Origin of the sequence: Streptomyces sp. NBC_00009 (assembly GCF_045040855.1) — a bacterium.
GTDB lineage: Bacteria > Actinomycetota > Actinomycetes > Streptomycetales > Streptomycetaceae > Streptomyces > Streptomyces aureus.
In genome coordinates this window covers 8429561-8452636 of the sequence record NZ_CP108312.1, presented here as the reverse complement: position 1 = coordinate 8452636, position 23076 = coordinate 8429561, and the positions used below count along the sequence as shown (strand labels likewise).

At 68.6% G+C, this 23076-nt stretch carries 17 protein-coding genes and 4 pseudogenes; 7 read left to right on the top strand and 14 right to left on the bottom strand.

Going from position 1 to position 23076, the window contains the following annotated elements; genetic code table 11:
• Positions 1-13: 13 nt before the first annotated feature.
• The 9 genes and pseudogenes from asnB to OHA58_RS38445 all read right to left on the bottom strand — a co-directional run.
• Positions 14-1948, bottom strand: coding sequence for an asparagine synthase (glutamine-hydrolyzing) (gene asnB, locus OHA58_RS38485; protein WP_405484591.1), 1935 nt, complete (start codon positions 1946-1948; stop codon positions 14-16).
• 3 nt (positions 1949-1951) lie between these two features.
• Positions 1952-3478: a Wzz/FepE/Etk N-terminal domain-containing protein gene (locus OHA58_RS38480; protein ID WP_405484589.1), complete on the bottom strand. Its 1527-nt coding sequence runs from the start codon at positions 3476-3478 to the stop codon at positions 1952-1954.
• Entirely contained in the window at positions 3475-4839 is a 1365-nt protein-coding gene (locus OHA58_RS38475) for a Wzz/FepE/Etk N-terminal domain-containing protein (protein WP_405484587.1), read from the bottom strand. Before OHA58_RS38475 ends, OHA58_RS38480 begins: the two co-directional genes overlap by 4 nt.
• The gene (locus OHA58_RS38470; protein WP_405484585.1) at positions 4836-6116 is read right to left on the bottom strand and encodes a glycosyltransferase family 4 protein; all 1281 of its coding nucleotides are present in this window, start codon (positions 6114-6116) and stop codon (positions 4836-4838) included. Before OHA58_RS38470 ends, OHA58_RS38475 begins: the two co-directional genes overlap by 4 nt.
• Positions 6106-7422, bottom strand: coding sequence for a nucleotide sugar dehydrogenase (locus OHA58_RS38465; protein WP_405484583.1), 1317 nt, complete (start codon positions 7420-7422; stop codon positions 6106-6108). Before OHA58_RS38465 ends, OHA58_RS38470 begins: the two co-directional genes overlap by 11 nt.
• A 69-nt stretch (positions 7423-7491) precedes the next feature.
• A complete protein-coding gene (locus tag OHA58_RS38460; RefSeq protein WP_405484581.1) occupies positions 7492-8970 on the bottom strand; it encodes a sugar transferase in 1479 nt (492 codons plus the stop codon).
• Positions 8971-10069: 1099 nt separating this feature from the next.
• Positions 10070-10468, bottom strand: a pseudogene (locus OHA58_RS38455) (lipid II:glycine glycyltransferase FemX); the annotation flags it as partial.
• A 368-nt stretch (positions 10469-10836) separates the two neighbouring features.
• Positions 10837-11655, bottom strand: coding sequence for a maleylpyruvate isomerase family mycothiol-dependent enzyme (locus tag OHA58_RS38450; RefSeq protein ID WP_405484579.1), 819 nt, complete (start codon positions 11653-11655; stop codon positions 10837-10839).
• 409 nt (positions 11656-12064) lie between these two features.
• A pseudogene (locus OHA58_RS38445) lies at positions 12065-12511 on the bottom strand (RNA-guided endonuclease TnpB family protein); the annotation flags it as partial.
• Positions 12512-12586: 75 nt separating this feature from the next.
• Between OHA58_RS38445 and tnpA the strand changes: the two are divergent.
• A pseudogene (tnpA, locus tag OHA58_RS38440) lies at positions 12587-12736 on the top strand (IS200/IS605 family transposase); the annotation flags it as partial.
• Positions 12737-13135: 399 nt separating this feature from the next.
• Here the strand turns inward: tnpA and OHA58_RS38435 are convergent.
• Together OHA58_RS38435 and OHA58_RS38430 are read right to left on the bottom strand one after the other, a co-directional pair.
• Entirely contained in the window at positions 13136-13522 is a 387-nt protein-coding gene (locus OHA58_RS38435; RefSeq protein ID WP_405484577.1) for a VOC family protein, read from the bottom strand.
• 140 nt (positions 13523-13662) lie between these two features.
• On the bottom strand, positions 13663-14013 hold the full coding sequence (locus tag OHA58_RS38430; RefSeq protein ID WP_405484575.1) for an antibiotic biosynthesis monooxygenase family protein: 351 nt from the start codon (positions 14011-14013) through the stop codon (positions 13663-13665).
• A gap of 310 nt (positions 14014-14323) precedes the next feature.
• On the opposite strand from OHA58_RS38430, the gene OHA58_RS38425 reads away from it, so the two are divergent.
• Positions 14324-14698, top strand: a complete 375-nt coding sequence (locus OHA58_RS38425) for a DsbA family protein (protein WP_405484573.1) — start codon at positions 14324-14326, stop codon at positions 14696-14698.
• Positions 14617-14937 (top strand): annotated as a pseudogene (locus OHA58_RS38420) (cupin domain-containing protein); the annotation flags it as partial. The gene OHA58_RS38425 and the pseudogene OHA58_RS38420, both read left to right, overlap by 82 nt.
• A 66-nt stretch (positions 14938-15003) precedes the next feature.
• Here the strand turns inward: OHA58_RS38420 and OHA58_RS38415 are convergent.
• Positions 15004-16764: an MOSC domain-containing protein gene (locus OHA58_RS38415; protein WP_405484571.1), complete on the bottom strand. Its 1761-nt coding sequence runs from the start codon at positions 16762-16764 to the stop codon at positions 15004-15006.
• 82 nt (positions 16765-16846) lie between these two features.
• Between OHA58_RS38415 and OHA58_RS38410 the strand changes: the two genes are divergently transcribed.
• A complete protein-coding gene (locus OHA58_RS38410) occupies positions 16847-17425 on the top strand; it encodes a TMEM175 family protein (protein ID WP_405484569.1) in 579 nt (192 codons plus the stop codon).
• 86 nt (positions 17426-17511) lie between these two features.
• Here the strand turns inward: OHA58_RS38410 and OHA58_RS38405 are convergent, their stop codons facing one another.
• Positions 17512-18027, bottom strand: a complete 516-nt coding sequence (locus tag OHA58_RS38405; RefSeq protein WP_405484567.1) for a CGNR zinc finger domain-containing protein — start codon at positions 18025-18027, stop codon at positions 17512-17514.
• Between the two features lie 551 nt (positions 18028-18578).
• Here OHA58_RS38405 and OHA58_RS38400 point away from each other — a divergent pair.
• The 3 genes from OHA58_RS38400 to OHA58_RS38390 all read left to right on the top strand — a co-directional run bounded on the left by OHA58_RS38400 (position 18579) and on the right by OHA58_RS38390 (position 20862).
• Positions 18579-19448 carry an alpha/beta fold hydrolase gene (locus tag OHA58_RS38400; RefSeq protein ID WP_405484565.1) on the top strand — a complete coding sequence of 290 codons (870 nt, stop codon included), beginning with the start codon at positions 18579-18581 and terminating at the stop codon, positions 19446-19448.
• A 77-nt stretch (positions 19449-19525) separates the two neighbouring features.
• Positions 19526-19873, top strand: a complete 348-nt coding sequence (locus OHA58_RS38395) for an ATP-binding protein (RefSeq protein WP_405484563.1) — start codon at positions 19526-19528, stop codon at positions 19871-19873.
• A 128-nt stretch (positions 19874-20001) separates the two neighbouring features.
• The gene (locus tag OHA58_RS38390) at positions 20002-20862 is read left to right on the top strand and encodes a DUF427 domain-containing protein (protein WP_405484561.1); all 861 of its coding nucleotides are present in this window, start codon (positions 20002-20004) and stop codon (positions 20860-20862) included.
• A gap of 425 nt (positions 20863-21287) precedes the next feature.
• Here the strand turns inward: OHA58_RS38390 and OHA58_RS38385 are convergent, their stop codons facing one another.
• Positions 21288-22922: a subtype B tannase gene (locus OHA58_RS38385; protein ID WP_405484559.1), complete on the bottom strand. Its 1635-nt coding sequence runs from the start codon at positions 22920-22922 to the stop codon at positions 21288-21290.
• Positions 22923-23076: the final 154 nt, after the last annotated feature.

Below are 23076 nucleotides of genomic sequence, written 5' to 3'. Positions count from 1 at the left end.
TCTAAGCCGTCTTCTACGCTGCCGAGCGAGTGCTCCGGCCGGACCCGGAGGTCGCGTCGCGGTACCAGTACTCGAGGGTCAGCACATGCCACAGATGCTTGGAGAAGTCCCGCTGCCCAGCCGCGTCCTCGGCGACCATGCGCGCCAGCGCGTCGCGGCGCAGCAGCCCGGAGTTGACGAGCACGCCGTCGTTGACCACCTCGCGCACCAGCGGTGCCAGATCCCGGCTCATCCAGGCCCGCAGCGGGGCGCTGAACAGGCCCTTGGGCCGGTACACGATCTCCCGGGGCAGGACCGAGGTGGCCGCCTCCTTGAGGACGGCCTTGCCCTGCCGGCCGACGATCTTGCGATCGCCGGGCACGGCGAACGCCGCCCTGACCACCTCGACGTCCACGTACGGCACCCGCACCTCGGTCGAGGCTGCCATGCTGGAGCGGTCCGTGTAAGCGAGGTTGAGGCCCGGCAGGAACATCCGGGAGTCGCCCAGGCACATGCGGTTGACGAAGTCGTCGAGCTCGTTGTCCTGGTAGATGTCCGCGTGCTCGGTCAGTACGTCGTCGACCGTCCCGGCCAGGTCCGGATCGACCAGGGCGAGCAGCTCGTCCTGGTCGTACATGGTGTAGCTGCGCCGGAACGCGGTCTCCTCCGGCAGCTCGGCGAAGGAGAGGAACCGCTTCGCGAAGCGCACCGACCGGTACCCCCGGCGGGCCGTGGCGACCGGCAGCCGGTCCACCGCCCTGGACACCCCGCGCCGCAGAGGCCGCGGGATGCGCTGGTAGCGCAGCGCGAGCAGGTTGGCCAGGTGCTTGCGGTACCCGGCGAACAGCTCGTCGGCGCCCATCCCCGAGAGCATCACCTTGACCCCGGCCTCGCGGGCGGCCGAGCAGATCAGGAACGTGTTGATCGCTGCGGGGTCGCCGATCGGCTCGTCCAGGTGGTACGTCATCTGCGGCAGCAGGTCGAGCACGTTCGGCGCGATCTCGATCTCGTGCAGGTCGACGCCGAACCGCGCGGCCACCTGCCGGGCGTAGCGCAGGTCGTCGGGCATGGCCTCGAACTTGGCGTCCTCGGCGCGGAACCCGATCGTGTAGGCGGAGATCCCGGGCCGGTGGCGGGCCGCCAGCGCGGTCAGGTAGCTGGAGTCCAGACCGCCGGAGAGGAAGGTCGCCACGGGTACGTCGGAGAGCAGATGGCGCCGGGTCGACTCCTCGACGATGGCGGCCAGGTCCGGTTGTTCGCCGCTACGGGCACGCTCCTGGCCCTCGGCGGCGACGTCTTTCAGGTTCCAGTAACGCCCGCGCTCCACCCGTCCGTCGGGCCGGCACCGCAGCCAGCTCCCCGGCGGCAGCTTCTCCGCCTCACGGAACGCGCACCGCGAATCCGGCACCCAGTAGTAGAGGAGCGAGGCCACCAGTGCGGCGTGATCCACCTCCAGCGATCCGCCGGTGGCGGCGGCGATCGCCTTGAGCTCGGAGGCGAACACCAGGCCCTGGCCGCGCCGGAGCAGGAACAGCGGCTTGATGCCCAACTGGTCGCGGGCGAGCACCAGTTCACCCGTGCGCTCGTCGAAGACCCCGAACGCGAACATGCCGCGCAGCCGGGGCAGGCAGTCGGTGCCCCAGCGCCGCCAGGCCTCGAGGACCACCTCGGTGTCGGAGGTACCGCGAAAGCGCACCCCGGTGGCCGCCAACTCGGCACGTAGCTCGGGCGCGTTGTACAGCTCGCCGTTGTACGTGAGGGCGAGGCCGCCCGAGACCATCGGCTGGGCGCCGGTCTCGGACAGGTCAATGATGGACAGCCGGCGGTGCCCTAGGTGCACTTCGCCGTCACCGGCGGGCCGGCTGTACCGACCAGCCCCGTCCGGACCGCGGTGGGCGAGGGTCTCGGTGAGCCGGTCAGTCACGGCCTTTCCGTCCGGCCACCGGTAAGTGCCTGCGATGCCACACATGTACTACCGCGCCTCCTGATCGCTGTCCGGGACTCGAACCGCCCACGACGGCCGCGCTGTCGGCCGTCGGCCCGTCACTTTCTCCCGGGCCAGCCGCTCGTTGTGGCCGCGCAGCGCGGTGTCCAGGCCGTCCCACAGGGTGCCGTCGGTCCGGTCCCGCGGATCGGGGTCGATCAGCACCACACCGATCACCGGAATGAGTAGATCCGCGAGCTGCCGCGCCACCGTGTGCAGCCAGGCGGCGCTCGCGTGCCCGGCACGCACGACGAGCACCGTCTGGGTACCGAGGTCCGGGAGGCCGGTCCACGCCGTACCGGGCGCGACCGAGCCGACACCGAGCCGGCGCACCTCGTGCGGCACGGCCGCGGCACCCTCGACGCCGACCACGTCCGGGCCTCCTGGCTGCTGGCCGCGGTGGGCGCGCCGCAGGCCCGGCAGACCATCGACGATAACCACCGGTCCGTCCGCCGCCATGGCCCTGGCGAGGTCGAGGGCAATCATGCTCGTGCTGCGCGCACAGCCCAGTTCCAGCAGCGACAACGGTTCCGCGGAGCCACGCACCGTGCGGGCCAGGGTCACGGTGAGCCGTTCACGTGCCGTCCGGGTCCGTCGGCGCTGCCACAGCCTGACCCGCCGTCGGCGCACGCGGCGCAGTTCCGCGATGACCGAGGCGCCCAGGTTCGCCGCGATCTCCCGGCGCAGCACGGGACGGTCCGCCACCACGGTGCCGACCGCGGCCGCCGCGAGCCCGAGCACGAGCCCGAGGACGAGTCCGATCGCGGCGTTGGTAGCAGCGGACCTGGGCAGGGAGTGCCGCACCGCGCGCGGGGCGTCCACGATCTGCGTACCGGCGATGATCTGGGGCGTACCCATGCGCGCCTCCTCGGCGCGCTGGTCGAAGTCGGCGATCCGCGAGTTGAGCTCCGCCCGGCGGGCGAAGAGCGACTCGATACTCGCCGACGCCTTCGGGTCGCTGTCCGGCGACCTGTCCCCGATCTCCTTGTTGACGCCGGCGAGTTCGTGCCGCATGCGGTCACCCTGGTCGCGCAGGGCCTTGGCCTCCGCCTGCGCGGATTCCTTCATCCGCCGCACATGGTCCGCGATGAACGCGTCTGCCAATGCCTTGGCCCGGGCCACCGCCTGCGCGTCGCTGTCACCTATCACATCGATCTGCAGCACGTTGTTGGTCAGCCCGGTCACCCGGTAGTCCTTCATGAAGTCCTCAGGCCGTTCCGGGGACTTGAGGGACTGCAGGGCCTTGTCGGCGATCCGTGTGGTCTGCAGCAGCTCCACATCGGTGCGGATCAGCGTCCCGGTGTCGTTCGGCTGGTCCGCCTGATGCGCAACCAGCACCTTGGTCACCGCGGCCGGCGCCGGCGGTCGCAGGACTGCCACCGCCGCGCCGATCAGCAGCCCCACCAGCGCCAGGGAGCACCACAGGCGACGGCGCCTGCGCACCGCCACCACCAGTGCCTGCAGGTCCAGCAGGTGAACGGGTGCCGACGACTCCGAAGTCGTGTTCGTCGTCATGCGGAACCTCCCCTCGCGTGGCCGCCCACCGCGAGCGCCATGGGGGCGTCGTTCGGGGGCTGCTCGGCAGGCCGCGTCGGACGGGCCCGGACCGCGCCGGCGACGACGATGCCGACGACCTGATGTCTGCCGTCCGCACACGCCTCGGCGATACCCGCGAGTTCCCCCGCGGTCCAGCTGCCCGCGCTGAGCACGACGAGCGCACCGGACTCGCTGCCGCGGTCCGGCACCATCGGCCGGTCCACCGAGACTTCCACCACGCGCAGGACCGGATCGCTCTTGGCCTCGGTCACGAGGTGCCCGGCGGCCCGGCGGGCGATCTCGTCGCCGTCCGGTACGACCACCAACAGTTCGCGGGGGGCGGGCAGTTGGTCGCGGAGGCGTGTGCACACCCGCCGGTAGCGGATGCGCATGTCGGCCTCGTCGCCGGACCGCTGCGGGGTCGGCAGGTCCCATGGGGTGTCGACACCGAGCAGCCGGCGGATCCGGTCGCGCGGGGCACGGTCTTCCGGCCGGTGCGCGGGCCGTGCACCCGCCACGTCGACGGTGCCGATGAGCGTCGAGCCCAGCGCCGCGGCGATCTCCGGTTCGGAGCGCAGTCGGCGATTGCGCCGTACGGCGGCGAGGTGGCCGATGACCGCGAACAGGAAGAACAGCAGCGCCCCGGCGGCGATGAGCTGCGTCCTCGTCGGTGGCGCCTCGCCGGTCGGCCGGGCAGCCGACCCCATGACGACCATGCCGCCCTTGTTGTTCGCCGGGTCGGCCTGGTCCAGCTTCGTCATGGCCTCCTCCAGTGAGGTGCGCAGCTTCTCGAGCTCGGTGCGGGCCTGCACGCTCTCCACGCTCTGCCCGGGATCGGCCGCATCGGCCAGCTCGGTGATGCGGCGGTTGGTCTCCACGACCTGCTTCCGCAGCGTCTCGGGCACCGTGGCCGCGTCGGTGTTGCCGCCGGCGATCCGCGCGGCGAACCTGACGAGCTGCTGGGCCAACCGGTCCGAGAGCTGCTGTGCGTGCTTCGGGGTGTCGGCCGTTCCGGAGATCTTGATGATGTTCCCGTCGGCGGCTTTGGCGGTCACTCGATCCCGCAGGTCGGCGCCGCTGACACCGCTCCAGCCGAGCTGGGAGGCCACGGGGTCGACCACCGACGAACTGGTCGCGATGTCGACCTGGGTCAGCAGCTCGCGCTCTTCCCACTGCCCCGGCAGCAGTACCGATGTCGACGCCGTGTAGCGCGGCGGGAACAGCACCACCGAGGTGCCGTAACCGACGAGCGCGCCCACGACGGTGAGGACGGCCAGCAGCCGCCAGCGCCGACGGAGGATCTGCCCGATCATGGCCAGGCGAATCGTGTCATCGCTCAAGGAAGCCGCCTCCCCCGTGCCCGGACCGCGTCGCCCGCCGAGACCGGAGTGTGGTCACGGCAGGCGGCGGCGTAGGCGGCGAGCAGCGACGCTTGCGAGTTCCGCCAGGAGAGCTGCCCGCTGATCCGTTCCTGGCCGATCTTGCCCATACGGGCCCGCTGCTCCGGATCGTCGAGGAGCACCGTGATGAGTTCGGCGAACTCGGCCTCGTCGTTGGCGGGCGCGTAGACGGCAGCGTCACCGGCGGAGACTCTCGCCTCCCGGAGGTCGAACGAGACGATCGGGCGACCCATCACCATGTACTCCAGGACCTTGTTCATGGTCGACACGTCGTTGAGAGGGTTGCGCGGGTCGGGGGAAAGGCACACGTCCGCGGTGGACAGGTAGCGCACCAGATCGGCGTCCGGGATGCGTCCGGTGAACTGCACGTGCTCCGAGAGCCCGAGCTGCCGGGAAAGGTCCACCATCGCGTCGAACGCGTCGCCTGCGCCGATGAACACCGCATGCCAGTCGCTCCGTCCGAGTTCGTCACGCAGCTTCGCGAGAGCGCGCAACGCGTAGTCGACGCCGTCCTGCGGGCCCATGACGCCGAGGTAGCACAGCAGATGGGGCTTGCCGCGCTTCAACCCCGCCTCGGCCGGCACCGGATGGAACCGGTCGATGTCGGGTGCGCTGCGCACCACGAACACGTCCTCCGGCCGCCGGCCGCCACGGCGCACCGCCACGTCCCGGTAGCTCTCGTTCGTGGCGAGCACGATGTCCGCGGCCCGGTAGGTCCGCCGCTCCATCGCGCACACGGCGCGGTAGAGCAGGTCCTTGCCGCGGTCGAACCGGGAGAGGTACAGCTCGGGCACCAGGTCGTGCTGGTCGAACACGAACCGTGCGCCCTGCCGCTTCAGCATCAGCGCCGGCAGGAACAACAGGTCCGGCGGGTTGCAGGCGTGCACCACGTCGACCGGGCCGACCTTGCGGGCCAGCCGGACGGTGTGCCACAACGCAGAGCCGTACTCCCGCAGATAGCCGGCCGGTCCACCCGTGGCCGCGCGCAACGGGTAGCGGTGGATCCGCACCCCGTCGATCACCGCCTCCGGCTCCGTGTCCCGCTTCTCCCCCCGGGGACAGATGACGTGCACTTCCCAGCCCGCGTCGCGCAGCGTCGTGCACTCCTGCCACACCCGCCGGTCGAACGGCACCGACAGGTTCTCCACCAGCATCAGCGCGCGCCGGTCCGCCCGGTCGCCGCTGGCTGTGTCTTCAAACGATGTGTCACCAAGCAAGGCCCATGTACCCCGGTTCGGCCCGGCGCGCCTCGGCGTCGGGAAGGCGGATGAGGTCGACGATCACGGGTCCTTCGCCATGGGGCAGCGCCGCCACCACGGCCGGGTCCTTGGTCCCGACCAGGCATACCTCGGCATGCTCCAGCACCTCGTCGACGGAGTCGGCGAGCAGCTGCGCGAGGTGCGGCAGCCGGGTCTCGATGTACTCGCGGTTCGCGCCGAGCAGCCGGGACAGGCTCACGTTGGCGTCGTAGATCTTCAGGTCGTACCCCTTGCCGAAGAGCCTCTCCGCCAGCTCGACGAGCGGGCTCTCGCGGAGGTCGTCGGTGCCGGGTTTGAAGGAGAGACCGAACAGGCCCACCCGGCGCTTGCCGGTGCGCTCGACCAGGTCCACGGCGCGCTGCAGGTGTTGGGAGTTGGAGGTCAGCACGTGGGCGAGGATGGGCACCGAGACGTCGGCCCGCTGCGCCGCGTACACCAGGCTGCGCAGGTCCTTGGGCAGGCAGGAGCCGCCGAAGGCGAAGCCGGGCCGCAGGTAGGCGGGGCTGATGTTCAGCTTGCGGTCGGCCAGGAACACGTCCATCACCTGGTGCGAGTCCACCCCGAGTGCCTGGCACACCGCGCCCAGCTCGTTCGCGAAGCCGACCTTGAGGCCGTGGAACGCGTTGTCCGCGTACTTGATCGCCTCGGCCGCCGGGATCGGCACCCGGAACACCTCGCCGGGCAGGCCCTCGTACAGGGACGCCACCACGTCGCCGCTCGCCGCATCGAGCTCGCCGATGACGGTCTTGGGCGGGTCGAAGAAATCCCGCACGCTCGTGCCCTCGCGCAGGAACTCCGGGTTGACCGCGACCCCGAAGTCCACGCCGGCCGTGCCGCCGACGGACTTCTCCAGGATCGGCACCAGCAGGTTCAGGCAGGTACCCGGAAGCATGGTGCTGCGGAACACGACGGTCTGCCGCCCACCCCGCTCGGCCACCGCGGCACCGATCTGCTCGGTGACCCGCTCCAGATACGTGGTGCACAGGCTGCCGTTGGGCTCCGACGGCGTGCCCACACAGACCAGTGACACCTCGCTGCCCATGATCGCCTCACGGACGTCGGTGGTGGCGCGCAACGTGCCGGCCCCCACGACCTCGGCGGTGAGCTCGCCGATCCGCTCCTCGACGACCGGCGCCTTGCCGGCGTTGACCATGTCGACCTTCACCTGGTTCACGTCCACGCCGATAACCTCGTGGCCCAGGCTGGCCAGGCACGCGGCCGATACGCAGCCCACGTAGCCGAGCCCTAAAACACTGATTCTCATTACCCGTCCCTCCCCCCAGGCCCTTGCGGCCTGCCTTACGTTCGCCTGCCGGACGGCGCCCCCCGCGCCTCAGTAAGCCCCCTGCCCCTGGAGCACCGCACGCAGCGTCTTCCACAAGATCACTGTGTCCAGGGCGAGCGACCAGTCCTCCACGTACCGCAGGTCGAGCCGCACGGCCTCCTGCCACGGAAGGTCGCTGCGCCCGCTGATCTGCCACAGTCCGGTGAGCCCGGGCTTGACAAGGAGACGCCGCCGAATGTCCGGCCCGTACGCAGCGGACTCCTCCGGTAACGGAGGCCGCGGTCCGACGAGCGACATCGATCCGGTCAATACGTTGAGCAGCTGCGGGAGTTCGTCGATCGAGTACCTGCGCAGCACCGCTCCGACCCGGGTCACCCGCGGATCCCGGTGGAGCTTGAACAGCAGGCCTGCGCCCTCGTTGCGGTCGGCCAGCTGGGCCCGTGCGCCGTGGGCCCCGGAGACCATGGTGCGGAACTTGAAGATGGTGAACTCGCGGCCGTCCTTGCCGACTCTGCGCTGGCGGTACAGGGCCCCGCCGCGACTGTCCACGACCACGAGCAGCCCGACGAGCACCATCAGCGGCGCGAACAGGATCAGCAGGAGCGCCGCGCCCATCCGGTCGACGACTCCCTTGATCGCCCGTCGGCCCCCGGTGAAGGTCGGCATGCTGACCCGCAGCAGTGGGATCCCGAGCACCGCGTCGACGTGCAGCCGCGGGCCGGCCACCTCCATCAGCACGGGGGCCACGACCATCTCGGCGTCGCTGCCTTCGAGGTTCCAGGCCAGCCGCTGCAGCCGGTCCGGTGACCAGTGCGGGTCCGGTGTGACGGCGACGACGCGGTAGCCGTCGCGGTGGACATGGCTTGCGACGTCCGTGAGTTGGCCGACGACCGGCACTCCGTCCAGTTGGTCACCGTCGAGCCCGAGCCCGTCCGTCGTGCACACCGCCTCCACCCGCCAGCCGAGATGCGGGAACTTGCGGGTTCGGGTGATCAGGTCGCGGACGGTGGCCGGGCTCCCGGCGGCGAGCACCGGTCGCAGGCACTGTCCTTCCTTGCGCTGCTTGTGCAGCCAGAGGCGGAGCAGATACCGCTCGGTCATGGTCACGAACGCAATGGCGGGTATGGCGACGAAGATCCAGAGCTTGATGTTGCGCGAGGTGAGAGCGATCCCGCCGAGCGCCAGGACGACGGTCGCCGTGAACAGTGAACGCCCGAGTCTGCGGAACTCCTCGGCGCCCTGGCCGAGTACGGCCGGAGCCCACGCCCGGATCACCGCAAGCGCTCCCAGCACCAGCAGCTCGGTGCCGAATGCGAGGATTCCCCACTTCTCGTGCCAGTTGGCCGCGTCCCGGGCCCCGAAGAAGATTCCGATCGACGCCACCACCAAGGCGGTGGCCACGGTGTCGCTGGTGATCACGGTACGGCGATAGCGCTGCTCCCAGTCGCTCGCCGGCTGTCTGAAAGCCCCGTTCGCCAGATGCCCGTGCGCCGACGGAAAAGGGCCGACTAATCCCCCCTGTCGCACAGAACCCCCCCGGTCCAGTGGTTCGACGTGCTCGCCCAACACTTGTCCCTCCCCCCAGAAGGCCCCCGCCTCCTCACAGTCCTTCACCTCGGGAGGCCCCGCCCCCCGCGCCGCGCTGTTCGTCCCCCGGGAGGCCCCCGCCTCCCGCGCATCGCATTCCTGCTGATTCAGCGCTACTTGAACAACCCGCCCTGGCGACAGCAGACCCACACGTCCTGCCAGAAACCCGCCGAAACCTCGGATGCTGCCCGCGTCCAAAGCCCCCTCGTGGGCTCCAAGAGTTGATCACCCCCACGTCCGACGCCGGAGCCGCAGTCGCTGCCGTCCGTAGCGCCAGACCAATAGATCATCATTTGTCGCCTGGTGTCCCACCATGTGAAGCACGGTCAATCTAGACCATCAATGCCCACCTGCAGAGAGGGATGTGTGGAATTAGTGGACAAGATTTGAAGGAGGGTCCACGAACCGGTCGCCACCTGCGGGTGCCTTGATGAGGACGACATTCCGCGTGACCTGTGATGACGGAAGCTCCCCGGGCTGCCGACACCGGCAACGCGGGTCCGTCCTGACGCTGCCGACTGGCCACGCCCGGGGCCTGCCCGGTGGATTGTGTTGGTGAGCATGGCGCGGTGGATGCTGGTGGGGGCGGGCGATCGACGGCACGGCCCGCGGAAGCGGATCTTCACCGCTTTGCTCGCGCAAGAATGCCTCGAGGGAAATCCCCGCTGGTACTGGCGAGAAACAGCCCGTCAAGGCGAACCAGGCAGGCCGAGTAGCCGAAGCGGCGGCCGGCTCATCGATCGGCCTGGAGCCGCCCTTTGACGGACCGTCACTGACCGGCGGAACTGACACAGGTACTCACGCCGGCCCTTTGGGGAACTTGGCCTCCAGCGGGTCCAGGACGTGCCGCATCCAGGCCCGGACGGCCGGCCACGCTCGTCCGGCTCGAGTCGGCTCCGACGGACGTTTCGAGGTGCAGGGAGAGCCGGCTCGCCCTGCAGGTTGGAGACGGGGCCGCTTCGGGCCGGAGTTGAACTCAGAACCAACTGGAGCCAATTGGGGCCAGAGATCCGGGGTCGGCTTGCGGCGCGGGGCGATGTCAGCGGCGGGACATGTAGAGGTTGAGTGCCTTGTGCAGAACCTTGTTGAGCGGGAAGTCCCACTCCCCCAGGTATTCAACGGCCTGTCCGCCGGTGCCGACCTTGAACCGGAGCAGACCGAGGAGGTGGTTGTCCTCCTCCAGCGTGTCGGTGATGCCACGGAAGTCGTAGATGCCGGCGCCGAGTTCGTAGGCATCGGACATCATTCGCCACTGGATGGCGTTGTTGGGCTGGACCTCACGCTTACGACTGGTCGAGGCACCATAGGAGTACCAGACGTGCTCGCCGACGGTCAGCATAGTGGCGGCCGCGAGTACCTCTCCCTCGTGGTGGGCGAGGTAGAGGCGCATGCGGTTGTTGTCCTCGGCCTGCAACGCGGTCCACATGCGCTGGAAGTAGGCACTTCACGGTGGACCATCGCCGACGGCAGACGAGACGGTGCTCCGCATTCAACGGCTCATCGACCTCTCAGACCACCTATCACGCACGAAAGCCTGACCGGCTCTCGCAGCCGTCGTAAGTGAGCGACCCGGAAATAGCGCACCCCCGGTTATGGAACAGACGTTTGACAGACAGCTGGAAGGGGCGGCACCGGAGAATTCCGGCGCCGCCCCTTCCGTTGTAATGACTTACGACTTTGGTGATGGTCGGTGTCACCGCCTATGGGGCACCAAGTTGTTACGGCCCCGGGTGAGCACATGGCCGCCGCTTACGGGGAAGGTGAATGCCACGGCGTCGCGATCCCGCCACCGGATGGGCTCACACGTCAGGGCGCCGTGAACAAGGTCGGGAAGCGTGGGGCGAGCCAGGGCTTACGGCCCCAGGTGAGCACACGGCCGCGGGCGATGGCACCCCAGGGATCGCAGCGGCCGAGCGCGATCAGCAGGAACGTGACCGGCTCGATGAGGATCGTGCAGTCCGGGCGGCTCACCGGCCCGCGCTCGACAGTCACCGCACCGTCGGTGACGATCACCCCGAACCGCGAGCCGCCGAGCAGACGGATGTCGAAGCGGGCACTCAGCCCGGCGGCTGCGGCGGAGACGACCCGCGGCATGGCCGTGAACATGAAGGGCATCGACAGCTCGACCCGGGCTAGGTCGACCATGTGCGGACGGCCGACCGCGCGGGCGAGATCGTAGCCGTGGCCGAGCATGTGCGTGAGCAGATACGAGCCGAGGGTGGCCACATTCATCGAGCCCAGAGGGGTGATCACGGTCTCGTCCAACGGGCGCTGGTCCGCCGCCCCGAGGAAGGCATCGGCCTGCGCCACGATCATCTCGGCGAGCGGATCCGCCCCACGCTCGTCGAACCCGGCGAGGGAACGCTCATTGGCCGCCGCAAGACTCTGCGGCGTACCGTCCCCGTACGGGCGCTCATGGCCGGCCGCGATATCAGCCATCAGTTCATTGGCCTGCGCCAGGTGGGCTGCCGCCTCGCCGAGGGTCCAGATGGATCCGGGGACCGGAATGCCCGTGTCCGTCCGTCCGCGCAGCAGCGCCGCTATCTCCTCGGCGGTGTCGTGCACCGCCTCGGCAAGTCCCTCGGGGAGCGCGTCTCGGAGCTCCCGGGCAGGCGTTGGTTCCACGACTGTCTCCCTCTGTCCGCTGCCAAGAGCTGCCGGTCTCCACGGTCGAAGGTCCGGCGGATCCGTGCAGAATGCCAGGCCGCGCCGGTGAGGGCAGCCATCGGGGCAGCAATCCGGGGAGTTCGGGGCGGTTCAGCCGGTCGGAGTTGTGACGTCCTTGAGGTAGGACGACTCGGCCGGGATGAGCGCCGCCGCCTCGTGGAGCCGGCCGGCCCGCACATGGGCGTGGATCTCCCGGGCTGGATGAATGAGTCCACGGTCGGCCTGTGGTCATAGGACGAGGGCGTCCAATCGTCCGTGGCGGCCAGAGTCAGCGACACGGTGCACGGTGGTCAGTGACTCGTTCGTGACTCCTCCCCGTCTTGAAGGACGGGCCTTCTCGCTATGCCCGGTTGGCATCGCGACGGACCAGCCCGGCCTTGCCCGCGGCCCCGTTCGGCAGGAATCCGCCCGGCAGCACGGGGTCAGGTTTCGGCGCGGGAGCCTTGCTCATATTGCGGATCTTGAGGTCTTCATGCGCGATGAAGTCGTGTTCACGGACCAGGCCGAGCGCGGTCTTGTGCGCGTGGTCGAGCCGCTGACGGCGCACCCAGCCGTTCAGCGCCGCGACCTTCTCCATCGCCCGCTGGTGGTTGAGGGCGCGGTTCTTGGTCTTGCGGCGCGGGAAGCGGCTCGGGGCGGGGCTGCTCGGCGGTCAGCACGACGAACCACTTGCGGCCCTCCTCTTGACCGACACGGTCTTCACTTTGCCGACCACCGCGCGGTGCTGGTTGACCTTGACGTGCCCAACGCCCTGGAAGCGGACGCGGGTCACGGGATCGTGCGGGGTGGAGTCCCACCGGCAGCCGTCCCAGTCCCAGTCCCAGTCCCAGTCCCTGGGAGTGAAGCCTTCAACGGCGAGATGCTGACACGCTGCGAGGAGATCATGCGCGACGTGTGCGAGAGCTTCGGCGCAGAGCTGCGGGAATTCAACGGCGAAGGCGACCACGTCCACCTTCTCGTGCACTACCCGCCAAAGGTCGCCCTGTCCGAGCTCGTCAACAGCCTCAAAGGCGTCAGCTCCCGGTACCTACGCGCCCAGTCGCCCGGGGCTGGGCCCACTGGAGCGTGTTTGAGAAGGGTCTTGTTGGCGGCATTCAAGGGAACGTGGGCCTTGGCGGACGGCAGGTCGCCTACCGCCCGGCAGCGTGCCAGGATCGCCTTACTCGGGGCGTCTCTGACCACGCCGGCCTGCCGGTTCGTCTTCGCCGATGCCGATGCCGATTTTGCCGGACGTCTGGTCGACCGGGCCGCTCAGACTGGGTACGACCGTCAGCATCGTCCGTAAACCCGCAGACCAGAAGTGCTTCGCAGTGCTGCCCTGCAGATGGGTCGTGGAACGGACGGCTGACGCGGCTGACCGCGCATCGCCGCCTCGCCCGCGACTACGAACGTGATCCCGCCACCCGCGAAGCCATGATCCGCTGGGCCGCCATCGGCCTCATGACTCGGTGCCGCCCAGGGTGAGGATTTCCATGAGATGTCCGTCGGGGTCGTGGAAGTAGGTGCCCCTGCGGCCTATGGGGCGCTTGCTGTGATAGATCTGCCCAATTTCTTGGCAAGCGGGATCGCCGTAGTGGGTGATTCCACCGTGCTGGATGCGGGCGAGGGCGGCGTCGAACTCCTGCTCGCTGACCATGAACGCGTAGTGGTGTGGCTCAAAGTCGTCCAGCTGGTCGTAGTCCAGGCTGACCTGGTTGGCCAGCGTGACCGGCGTGAAGTGGGCCACCGGCGGATCGACACTCAGGCCGAGGATTTCGGCCAGGAACTGCGCCGAGGCTTGCGGGTCACGGGCGGGGACGATGGTGTGATTCAGTTCCACGGTCATAGTGACTCCTCTTCAGGGACGGGGCTACGCGTGGTGGGGTACTCGGCGGCCTTGGCGACCCGGCATGGTGCATGGATGCATGACTACTCGGGGGAAGGCAGGGCTTCTCCGGCTGCCCTCCCCCGGCTGCAGCTGCCGTGTCATGCGTCGATCTGCTCGAAGATGTGCGGGTACGACACGATGTCGTCGGGGAACTCGGCAGCCATGCGCTGGAACTCCGGGCTGCCGAACGCCGTGGCGAGAGCCTCGGTCGACTCCCAGACCGCGACGTTCATCAGAAGTTGACTGTCCGCCGTTCCCTTGTGCATCTGCAGGGAGACGAATCCCGGCTGAGCCTTCATGAACTCCCCCTGCCTCCGAAAGAGGGTCAGGAACGCTTCAGTCCTCTCCTTCGGGACGACGAAGGTGTTGGCCAGGACGATGGGCCCGGTCTTCTCGTTGAACTGCGCGAACATCGGCGTAATCGGGTCCAGGCTCTGCAGCTTGGCCATCTTCGGTACTTCCTCTCGCTATCGGTTGTCCCACGGCACCGAGGCCGGACACCGCCGTACTGGATCCGGCGACGCTCACGACGCTCGCTTGTCCCTACGGGTACTGCTTTCTGGGGACCGTTCCATCGTCCCGGCGTAAGCGGGCGGTGAAGTCAGCCGGAGTTCCCGTTCCGATGGGCGACTTCGGTCGGACCGCGCGAAGCCGTGTCAGACCTGGGTATGACACCGGACCCTGAGGGGGCGCGGGCTCGCGGCCGACACGGGCGGAGGTGAAATACCGTCAATCCGCAGGAGCGCGTTCCTGCTGCGCATGGCGTCCCAAGTGAAGGGGCTGCGCGGCAAGGAGTTCGACGCGGAGGTGCGCACCATGAAGTACGACGTCTTCGTGTCCGCCTCACAGCAGGCGTACGAGCAGGACGGTCTGCTCGGCACCCCGACCTTCGCGGTCAACGGCGATGTCGTGCCGGACCGGATGCGCCCTGCCACGTTCGACGCGAAGCTGCTCCCGGCGGCGGTCAGGATGGTCGCGGCCGGCGTCGCGCCCACACGGCGCAGTCGCAGATCGCCGGGCCCCGTACCCCAGACGGGCACCAGTCCCGGAAGCTGCAATGCTCATTGCCGCCCGAAGTCAAGTTGCTGCAGGAAGTCACTCCGCCCTACTTTCCCGAAGGTGGTTCGGGAATGACCGTCCTCGTCGAGTGGCCTCCCGGTCACCCCGGGCTCCCTCCGTATCGCCACTCGGGCCCGTCGTTCGGCTACGTGATGGAGGGCGCGCTCCGGTTCGAGCTCGAGGGTGAGCCGGAGCGTGCGGTCGAGGCCGGTGGGACGTTCTGGGAGCCAGGCGGTGACGTGATCCATTACCAGGACGGCAACGCCCTGTCGGACGCACCGACCAAGTTCGTGGTGAACATGGTGTGCGCGCCGCCGTGTTCTTGCGTTGGCGTATGTGTGGTTTCCGCGTTCTCCGGTGACGGGCCCGTTGACGGCCGATCAGAGGTCGAGGACGACTTCGGTGGTCGGTTGGCTGCAACAGACGAGGATGGTGCTGGGCTCGGGGAGTTCGAGGGGTGGGGTGGTGTAGGTGATGTCGCCTGCAACGAGGTGGGTGATGCAGGTGTGGCAGACGCCGGTGCGACAGGACCAGCGGGTGGGGACGTCGCAGGCTTCGGCGAAATCGAGGAGGGATGCGTGAGCGGGTGACCAGGGAGCGGTGATGCCGCTGCGGGCGAAGGTGACGAGGGGGCCGGTGCCCGTGGGACCGGGTGGTTGGTGCGGCCGGATCGCGGCGGTGGGTGTGACGCCGGGGTTGATGGCGGGGAGAGCGCTGAACTGTTCCGTATGGATCTGCTCGGGGCGCAGACCGTGATCGCGCAGGAAGCCTCCGATGTCGTCCATGAAGGCGGGTGGTCCGCAGAGGTAGGCGTCTGCGTCCGTGGGGATGCCCGTGGCCCTGAGTGATTGGCCGGTCGGGCGGCCCCGGCTGATGTGGGGCTCGTCGGGATGTGGGTTTTCGGCGGTGTAGTAGATGTGCTCGTGGGCGTTGGGGAGTTGGGCCAGGAGCGCCTTGGTCTCTTGCGTGAAGGCGTGGTGGGTGCGGTCGTGGGCGGTGTGGATCCACCAGATGGGGCGCGGGTCTCGCGTGGCGGCGAGTTGGTGGAGCATGGCGAGCACGGGAGTGACACCGATCCCTGCGGAGAGGAGGACGATCGGGCGGGTGCCTTCTTCGAGTACGAACGTTCCGCGGGGGCTGGCGATGTCCACGAGGTCACCGGGGTGGAGCGTGGCATGGATGTAGCTGCTGACTTTCCCGTGGGACTCGTGCTTGACGCTGATGCGGTAGGTGCCGACTGTGGGCGCGCAGGACAGGGAGTAGCTGCGCACTGCAGGGGCGGCTTCGCCGACGGTGAGGCGGATGGAGAGGTACTGGCCTGGGCGTGCCTCGGGTAGGGGCGTGCCGTCGGTGGTGGTGAGGTAGATCGACGAGATGGTGGGGGTCTCGGGGACGATGCGGGCGACGCGCATGGTCTTGAAGCCGGGCCATCCCGGTTCTTCTCTGGGCTGCTGGGTGCTGGCGCGTTCGCCTGGCCATCCCGGTTCCTGTTGGGGCTGCTGGGCGGCGGCGAGTTCACGGAAGGACTGCTGCCAGCCGGGGCTGAGGGCGGGGATGTTCAGTGCTTTGCGCAGCTTGGCGGGGTCGCGGTCGGGGAGGTAGAGCAGTGCGTCGGTGTCGGCGACGCTGAGCTCTTCGGGTCCCTTACGGGTCAAGGTGATTTCATCGCCGGCCTGGACGCGTCCTTCGTTGATCACGCGCAGGTAGAAGCCGGGGCGGTGGTGGGCGACCAGGAGGGAGGCCATGGTGAGTTCGCCCAGACGCATGCCGACGCGATAGCAGGTGACGCGGGGCTGGGTGACTTCGAATTCGGCTTCGCCGATACGGTACCGGTCGCCGATGCATACTTCGTCGTCGGGCAGACCGTCGACGGTGAAGTTCTCCCCGAAGATCCCGAAGGTCAGGTCGTCGCGGCCGAGGTGCTTCTGCCAGTACTGGTAGGACTGCAGCTGGTAGACGAGGACGGCTCGAATTTCGCCGCCGTGCCCAGCCAGGTCTCCTTGACCGTCGCCATCGACGTTCAGCCGCCGGACCATGCGGGGGCCTTGGACGGGGGCCTTCCAGGCTCCGGTGTGGACCGTCCTGCCCTGCCAGGAGACATCCTTGGGCATACCTGTGTTGACGGACAGCAGCGTCGCCATTGCGGACCTCCTGCGGGGGTGACCGGCCTGGGCAGCCCCTCATGGCGCTGTGATCTGTGTGCCAGGGTCGATCTTAGTTCTCGTGATCACGCTGCTCGTCCTGGAGATCCGCCCGCCGCACGACACCCGCAGCCTGTTGCACGGCCTTGCCGCGCTCTGGCCGTCCTACCTGGCCTATGTCCTTGCCTTCCTGCTCATCGAGCAGGTGAGGGCCAACCATCACATCATGTTCGACCACATCCGCAGCGCCGACCGAGTGGTGCTCTTCCTCAACACCGTGCTGCTGATGGACGTCGCGTTCCTGCCGTTCGCCGCCTCCGTGCTGGCCGAGACGTTCCGCGACGGACACGGGCAGCTCACCGCTGTCGTCCTGTTCGGCGCCGCCTTCGAACTCCTGGCCATCTTGTTCAATGTCGTCTGGTGGCACGTCCGTCGTGACCGCCGACTGCTCACCGCCACCATCGATTCAGCCGGGGTGGCAGCCATCAGCCGGCGCTTCCTGCTCGCCCTTGTCTGGCTCGCCATCGGGACGCTGCTCGGCGCCCTGCTTCCCGTACTCGGCCTGGTTGTGATCGCCGCCTTCATCCTCTACTACTGGCTTCCCATCGCGGGCGAGATCCCCGCGGCGAAGCGCCGGCGTCACCGTGGACATCCGACGTGAGCGCCGATGGCCTCCTCCCCGGCGTTGCCTTCCGGGAGGATCGCGGATCGGGTTTGTTCACCGGCACCGAACGCCTGCCGGAGGCGCTACTCGGCTGTGGCGTCGCGGGTGCGCTGGTAGTGGCGCCGTGCCTTCATACGGTTACCGCAGACGGCCATCGAGCACCAGCGGGCCTTGTTGGTCTTGCTGCGGTCGATGAGGAACCGCCGGCATTCCGGGTTGGCACACGGCCGTAGCCGTCCGGGCATGGTCCGCTGCACCGTGCTCCACGCCATGACCGTTTCCACCGCCATTCGGCGCTCCGCGGGGGCGTCCAGCTCCCACGACACTCCTTCAGGCGAGAGGTGCGGGCGGGAGGTGACGTCTTTCAGGAGCGGGGCCAGCGACGTTGCGGGCCGGCTGCCGCGCACCACGTTCTGCAGGGCATCGCGCGCCCGCAGGAGGCTACGCAGCTCGTCCGCGGTTCCGCTGCCGCCGCGGGCCTGCTGCCAGGACCTGGCCTCTTCCGGATCTGCCAGCTGGTCCTGGACGACGCCATTGACCACCGGCGTGCTGTTGAGGAGCTCCAGCAGCGCGTCTTGCCGCTCTCGGTCGGTCACCATCGCACCTCCTAACCGAATTGATTCACTTGACAGGTTATACGAGCACGCTCGCCTTAACCAGAAAATCTCATTTCACTGGTTAGATTCAGCCCGAGGCGCCGCACCAGCCGGACAGTCACCAGCCGCGGCAGAAAGGACAGCCCCCGTCCGGCCCGGGCGGCACCCAAGGAGCAGTTCCGCGTCCCACGCCTGGCCATACACGACGCCGCCGGACCCGTGCGCCGCGCGAGCTCACCGCACAGGCCGCCGGACCGCCGCTCGCGCGAGTGCCAGGCCGGCCCAGGCACCTCAAGCCGGTCGGCCACGACAGCCCACAGAGCTGAGCCGACGCGGGCGGACATCGACTCCCTGAGCGGGCTTGAAGTGGGCGGCGCGCTGGCTGATGACCGTTCACGGGCGGAGGCTTGAGAACAGGCCGACGTTCCGCCGCCCCGGCGCGGCGACACCCCGAACGCAACCCCAACCTAACCCCCAAAAGCCTCTTGACAGGTTAGATCCCGGGTGCTCGACTGTATATGTAACTAGTGAAGCTAAGTAGAGAGGTTAGGGACATGGTTTCTGCAGTCCACCACCGCACCGCCACCGTCAACGGCCTTGAGGTCTTCTACCGGGAGGCCGGCAACCCCCAGGCACCCGTAGTCGTGCTCCTGCACGGCTTCCCGACCAGCTCGCACATGTTCCGTCACCTGATCCCGGCACTCGCCGACCGCTACCACGTGATCGCCCCCGACCACATCGGGTTCGGCCAGTCCGCGATGCCCGCCCTGCAGGACTTCCCGTACACCTTCGACGCCCTCACCGAGGTCACCTCCGGCCTGCTCCGACAGTTGGACATCGACCGGTTCGCGATGTACGTGCAGGACTACGGCGCTCCCATCGGCTGGCGGCTCGCCCTCCAGTCCCCGGACCGCATCACCGCGATCATCACCCAGAACGGCAACGCCTACGAAGAGGGCTTCGTCAAGCCCTTCTGGGACGGCGTCTTCGCCTACGCCCAGGCCCCGGGACCGGACACCGAAGCCCCCATGCGCGGCGCCCTGACCCCCGAGATCACCCGCTGGCAATACGTGAACGGTGTCGCCGACCCCAGCCTGATCAGCCCCGACAACTGGGTTCACGACCAGGCGCTGCTGGACCGCCCCGGCAACGATGAGATCCAGCTCAAGTTCTTCCGCGACTACCCCACCAACGTGGACCTCTACCCGCAGGTCCATGAGTACTTCCGTGACTCCCAGGTCCCGCTGCTGGCGGTCTGGGGCGCGAACGACGAGATCTTCGGCCCCGCAGGCGCGGAGGCGTTCGCCCAGGACCTGCCCGACGCGGAGATCCACCTGCTCGAGTCCGGGCACTTCGCCCTGGAGAGCCACCTCGGGACCATCACCGAGCACATCCGCGACTTCCTGGCCCGCGTCCTCGCCTGATGCGAAGGGTGTCGGGGCGGCTGTGACCGCGGCGGATCGCACAGCCCTCTCCCGCCGCCGCCGGCGAGGGACCGACCATGCGACACCTCACCCAACACACCTTCAGCGCCGCCCGCGACTTCGCGATGCAGGCCCTCGACAGCTGGGGCGGGTGCCAACGCGGCGGCGACATCCGGGCCCGTGTCTCGGAACTGGCCGGCAATGCCGTCCAGCACGGAAGCCCAAACGGCTGCGCCTACCTGGTCCGCCTCATCCGGCACTCACCCTGCCTCCACGTCGAAGTCCACGACAGTGCGCGCTACTTCCGCGTCCGCATCCCGCCTGCCTCACTGAGCGGGGAAGCCGGGCCAGGTATGCGCATCGTCCAGGAGCTCTGCAACCACTGGGGAGTGTGGGCCCTCACCGGCAAGGGCAGGGCCGCCTGACCTGCTTCCGTCGGCCCAGGCCCACGTCTACCGCTGCTCCTCCACGCCCTGACCGTCAACAACAACCGCCCCGTCAGGGTGCGTCCACCCGCGCACCGCCCACCCCCCGCACCCGGAAGGATTCCGCCATGGGACTGTCCTGGCAGCAAGGCCCTCTCTCCGCCGGCGCGATCGGACACTTCCTCACCCCCGAACCGCTCCCCGAACGCATCCTGTTCGCCGAGCGGCTGCGCCGCCGCATGCGCGTGAAGTTCAACAACACCTGGATCGCGGACAGCGAGAACGTGATCCTGCTCCACGAGCCGGGCCGGTACCCCGTCGCCTACTTCCCTCGCGAGGACATCGACGAGCAGTCCCTGATCCCGAGTAGCAAGGTCACCCACCACAAGGACCTCGGCGACACCGCCTGGTACGCCGTGCACGCCGGGGAGAGCACCACCGAACGCGCCGCGTGGGAGTTCACCGCGCTGCCCAGGTACGCCGCCGACCTCCAGGGCCGCATCGCCTTCGCCTGGCGGGCGATGGACGCCTTCTACGAGGAGGAGGAACGCATCCTGGGACACGCCGCGGACCCGTACCACCGCATCGACATCCGCAACACCTCCCGCACCCTGGAAGTCCGCCTCGGCGACACCCTCGTCGCACGCTCCGAGCACCCCGTCGTGCTCTTCGAGTCCGGATTCGCCCCGCGCTGGTACGTCCCGCGCGCCGACATCGACCAGATCCGGCTGCACCCCGTCGACGGCCAGACCTTCTGCCCCTACAAGGGCCTGTGCAACTACTACGACATCGGCGACGCGCGTCGCGCCGCCTGGTCGTACACCAACGCCTACCAGGAGGTCGACCGGATCAGCGACCTGGTGTCATTCGAAGCGGACAAGGTCGAGGTCTATCTCGATGGCACGCGCCTGCACCTCGAGCCTGGGCAGAACGTCGTCCCCCACGGCGTCGACCGCGGCCTGGACGTCGACGAGATCAAAGCCCACTGACCCCGACGAGCACCCGTCCTCATTTCATCCCGGAATTCGAAAACCTGGAATGGCACACGGAAAGACGTCAGGCCGGGCTGGCAAGCCGTTCCCGTGCGCCGACGCCTCCCCGTACGCGTCGTAGGGGTCCTCGACGTGGTGGTGCCAGATGCGTTGGTTCCGCATCCGGGTGACGACAGGCCGGGCGAGCGCGAATATCGCGGCCGTCGTCAGCAGCCCGGTCAGTCCGGACAGGCCGACGACGCGTACCGTCGCACCCGCCAGAGTCCCCCGGTGCCGCCGCAGGACGGCGAACACCGTGGCGGTGCCGCCGCGTTGTGTATCCGCGCTGGTCGGCGGCGGCGTGCGGTCCAACCCGTCGCTTGCCTCTCAATGACTGGGCGCGAGCGTGCAACTCCCAGGCGGGCCGCCCTGCGACTGAGTGGCTACTTCGTCCTGTGCCCCGTCACCTTGGCGATCCACGTGATGAAGTCGGCGGCGTCGATGTTCGAGCCGTGGCCCTCGTCCCAGTAGTAGAGGTGGTTGACGTTGTCGCCCAGGTTGTCCAGCGCTGCGGCGAGGTTGGCGGAGATGTTGAGCGAGGTATCGCTGTCCTTGGTGCCGAGGCGGATCCACCAGTGCCTGGCGCGGCCCGGGTTCTTGTTCGCGAGGTGGTACATCGGGTTCATCAGGTCGAGCTTCTCGGGGATGTCGCTGTCAAGCCGCTTGCTGGTGACGCCTGTTGTGTCGTTCTTGAGGCTGTACGCCGTGAAGTGGCGGGACTGGGTGGCGCCCGTGCCGAACTCGTTGTTCTCCCCCGCCGACAGGTCGAAGGCATCGAAGGCCGGGGCGGACTTCTTGCGTGCGCCGACGTGGGTGAGGAAGTCGCCCCAGGTGAAGGTGGCCTTGCCCGCGGACCAGGTGATGAACGTGTTGGCGGCCAGATACGTCGTACGGTCGGCGTCGGAGAGGTCCGCCAGGTAGGCGGTGGCGGACGGCTGGAGGTACTGCTTGAGCAGGTACTCGTCGTAGTTGCGCGCCGTGAGCCTGCCGAAGCCGTTCAGGCCGCGCAGCTTGAGTGAGGCCTGGTACTCCGCGTACTGGGCCTGGAGCGTCTTGGACACTGTCCGGTCGACCTGCGAGCCCGAGTTCGTGGCGTTGGTGCCCCAGTTCCACTCGTACGCGCCGTCGGCATGCTCCAGGTCGGTGATCGGACACCAGGCGCCGGCGGCGAAGACGGCGTCGCTGGCCTCGGCGGCGCCGATCTCCTTGAGGTACGAGGAGTAGATCCTGCTGTCGCCGGACGCGCCGAGCAGCGAGGAGAGGGCGCCGCCGGCGCTGGTGCCGGTGGAGACGATCCGGTCGGTGTCGCCCGGGATGACGCCCTTGTTGGCGCGCACGTACCGGACCGCGGCCTTCAGGTCGACGACGGCGGCGGGCGCCGTGCCGTAGTAGGTGCCCTGGGAGTCAGTGAGGGTGCGGCCTCGGGCGCCGGGTTCCACGACGACGTAACCCGCGGCGAGGCCCAGCTTCCCGAGGTTGACCATGCCGCCCCGGGCGTTCACCATCGCGTTGCCGCCGGACGTCGCGTCGGACGAACCTGCGCTGCTCGACGCGGAGGCGCTCGGTGCACCGCTCGGAGTGCCTGCGCCCGGGCCACCGGTCACGCCGCCACCACCCACCCCCTCGGCGTCCGCCACCGACGAAGGCATGTAGCCGCCCACCGAGTTGGCGAAGACGATCGGGGCGCGGGTGGCGTCGACGGTCGTGCCGTCGATCTCGACCGGGACGCTTACGTTGAGGCACTGGTACTTCTCGTCCACCGGCTTGGTGACGTACGTGACGGCTTTGTAGAAGTGGTACTTGACGAGCTTGTCACCGGTGTCGGTGGTGATGGTGGCCGTCAGTTCCGTGTAGTCGTCCTTGTCGAAGGTCAGGGAGCCCGCGGAGCCGGACGTAGCCGATGAGGTCTCCGCCTCGTCCGCCTGCGCGCCGAGAGCGATCCCTCCGGTCGCCGCGGCACCTGCGGCCACACCGATCCCTATGACGACGGACCTGCGGTTCACTGCCTTGTGCTTCACCGGTGTCTCCTTCACGGTTTCCACGGGGCGCCCTGCGCGATCTTGGGCCTGTTGCGAACGTAATTCCGGCGGTTTTAGATTGTCAACAATTACGTTGACTATGGGCTGGATGCTAAGCAAACCCACAGCCGGAGAAGGGCGGTCGGCGATGGCG

What these genes read in the sequence shown, in the direction of transcription:
- OHA58_RS38435 (WP_405484577.1), bottom strand. Translation starts at nt 13,522, where the DNA reads ATGACCGTGGAACTGAATCACACCATCGTCCCCGCCCGTGACCCGCAA.
- asnB (WP_405484591.1), bottom strand. Translation starts at nt 1,948, where the DNA reads ATGTGTGGCATCGCAGGCACTTACCGGTGGCCGGACGGAAAGGCCGTG.
- OHA58_RS38465 (WP_405484583.1), bottom strand. Translation starts at nt 7,422, where the DNA reads ATGAGAATCAGTGTTTTAGGGCTCGGCTACGTGGGCTGCGTATCGGCC.
- OHA58_RS38405 (WP_405484567.1), bottom strand. Translation starts at nt 18,027, where the DNA reads ATGGTGACCGACCGAGAGCGGCAAGACGCGCTGCTGGAGCTCCTCAAC.
- OHA58_RS38430 (WP_405484575.1), bottom strand. Translation starts at nt 14,013, where the DNA reads ATGGCCAAGCTGCAGAGCCTGGACCCGATTACGCCGATGTTCGCGCAG.
- OHA58_RS38415 (WP_405484571.1), bottom strand. Translation starts at nt 16,764, where the DNA reads ATGGCGACGCTGCTGTCCGTCAACACAGGTATGCCCAAGGATGTCTCC.
- OHA58_RS38395 (WP_405484563.1), top strand. Translation starts at nt 19,526, where the DNA reads ATGCGACACCTCACCCAACACACCTTCAGCGCCGCCCGCGACTTCGCG.
- OHA58_RS38480 (WP_405484589.1), bottom strand. Translation starts at nt 3,478, where the DNA reads ATGACGACGAACACGACTTCGGAGTCGTCGGCACCCGTTCACCTGCTG.
- OHA58_RS38400 (WP_405484565.1), top strand. Translation starts at nt 18,579, where the DNA reads ATGGTTTCTGCAGTCCACCACCGCACCGCCACCGTCAACGGCCTTGAG.
- OHA58_RS38390 (WP_405484561.1), top strand. Translation starts at nt 20,002, where the DNA reads ATGGGACTGTCCTGGCAGCAAGGCCCTCTCTCCGCCGGCGCGATCGGA.
- OHA58_RS38425 (WP_405484573.1), top strand. Translation starts at nt 14,324, where the DNA reads ATGGCGTCCCAAGTGAAGGGGCTGCGCGGCAAGGAGTTCGACGCGGAG.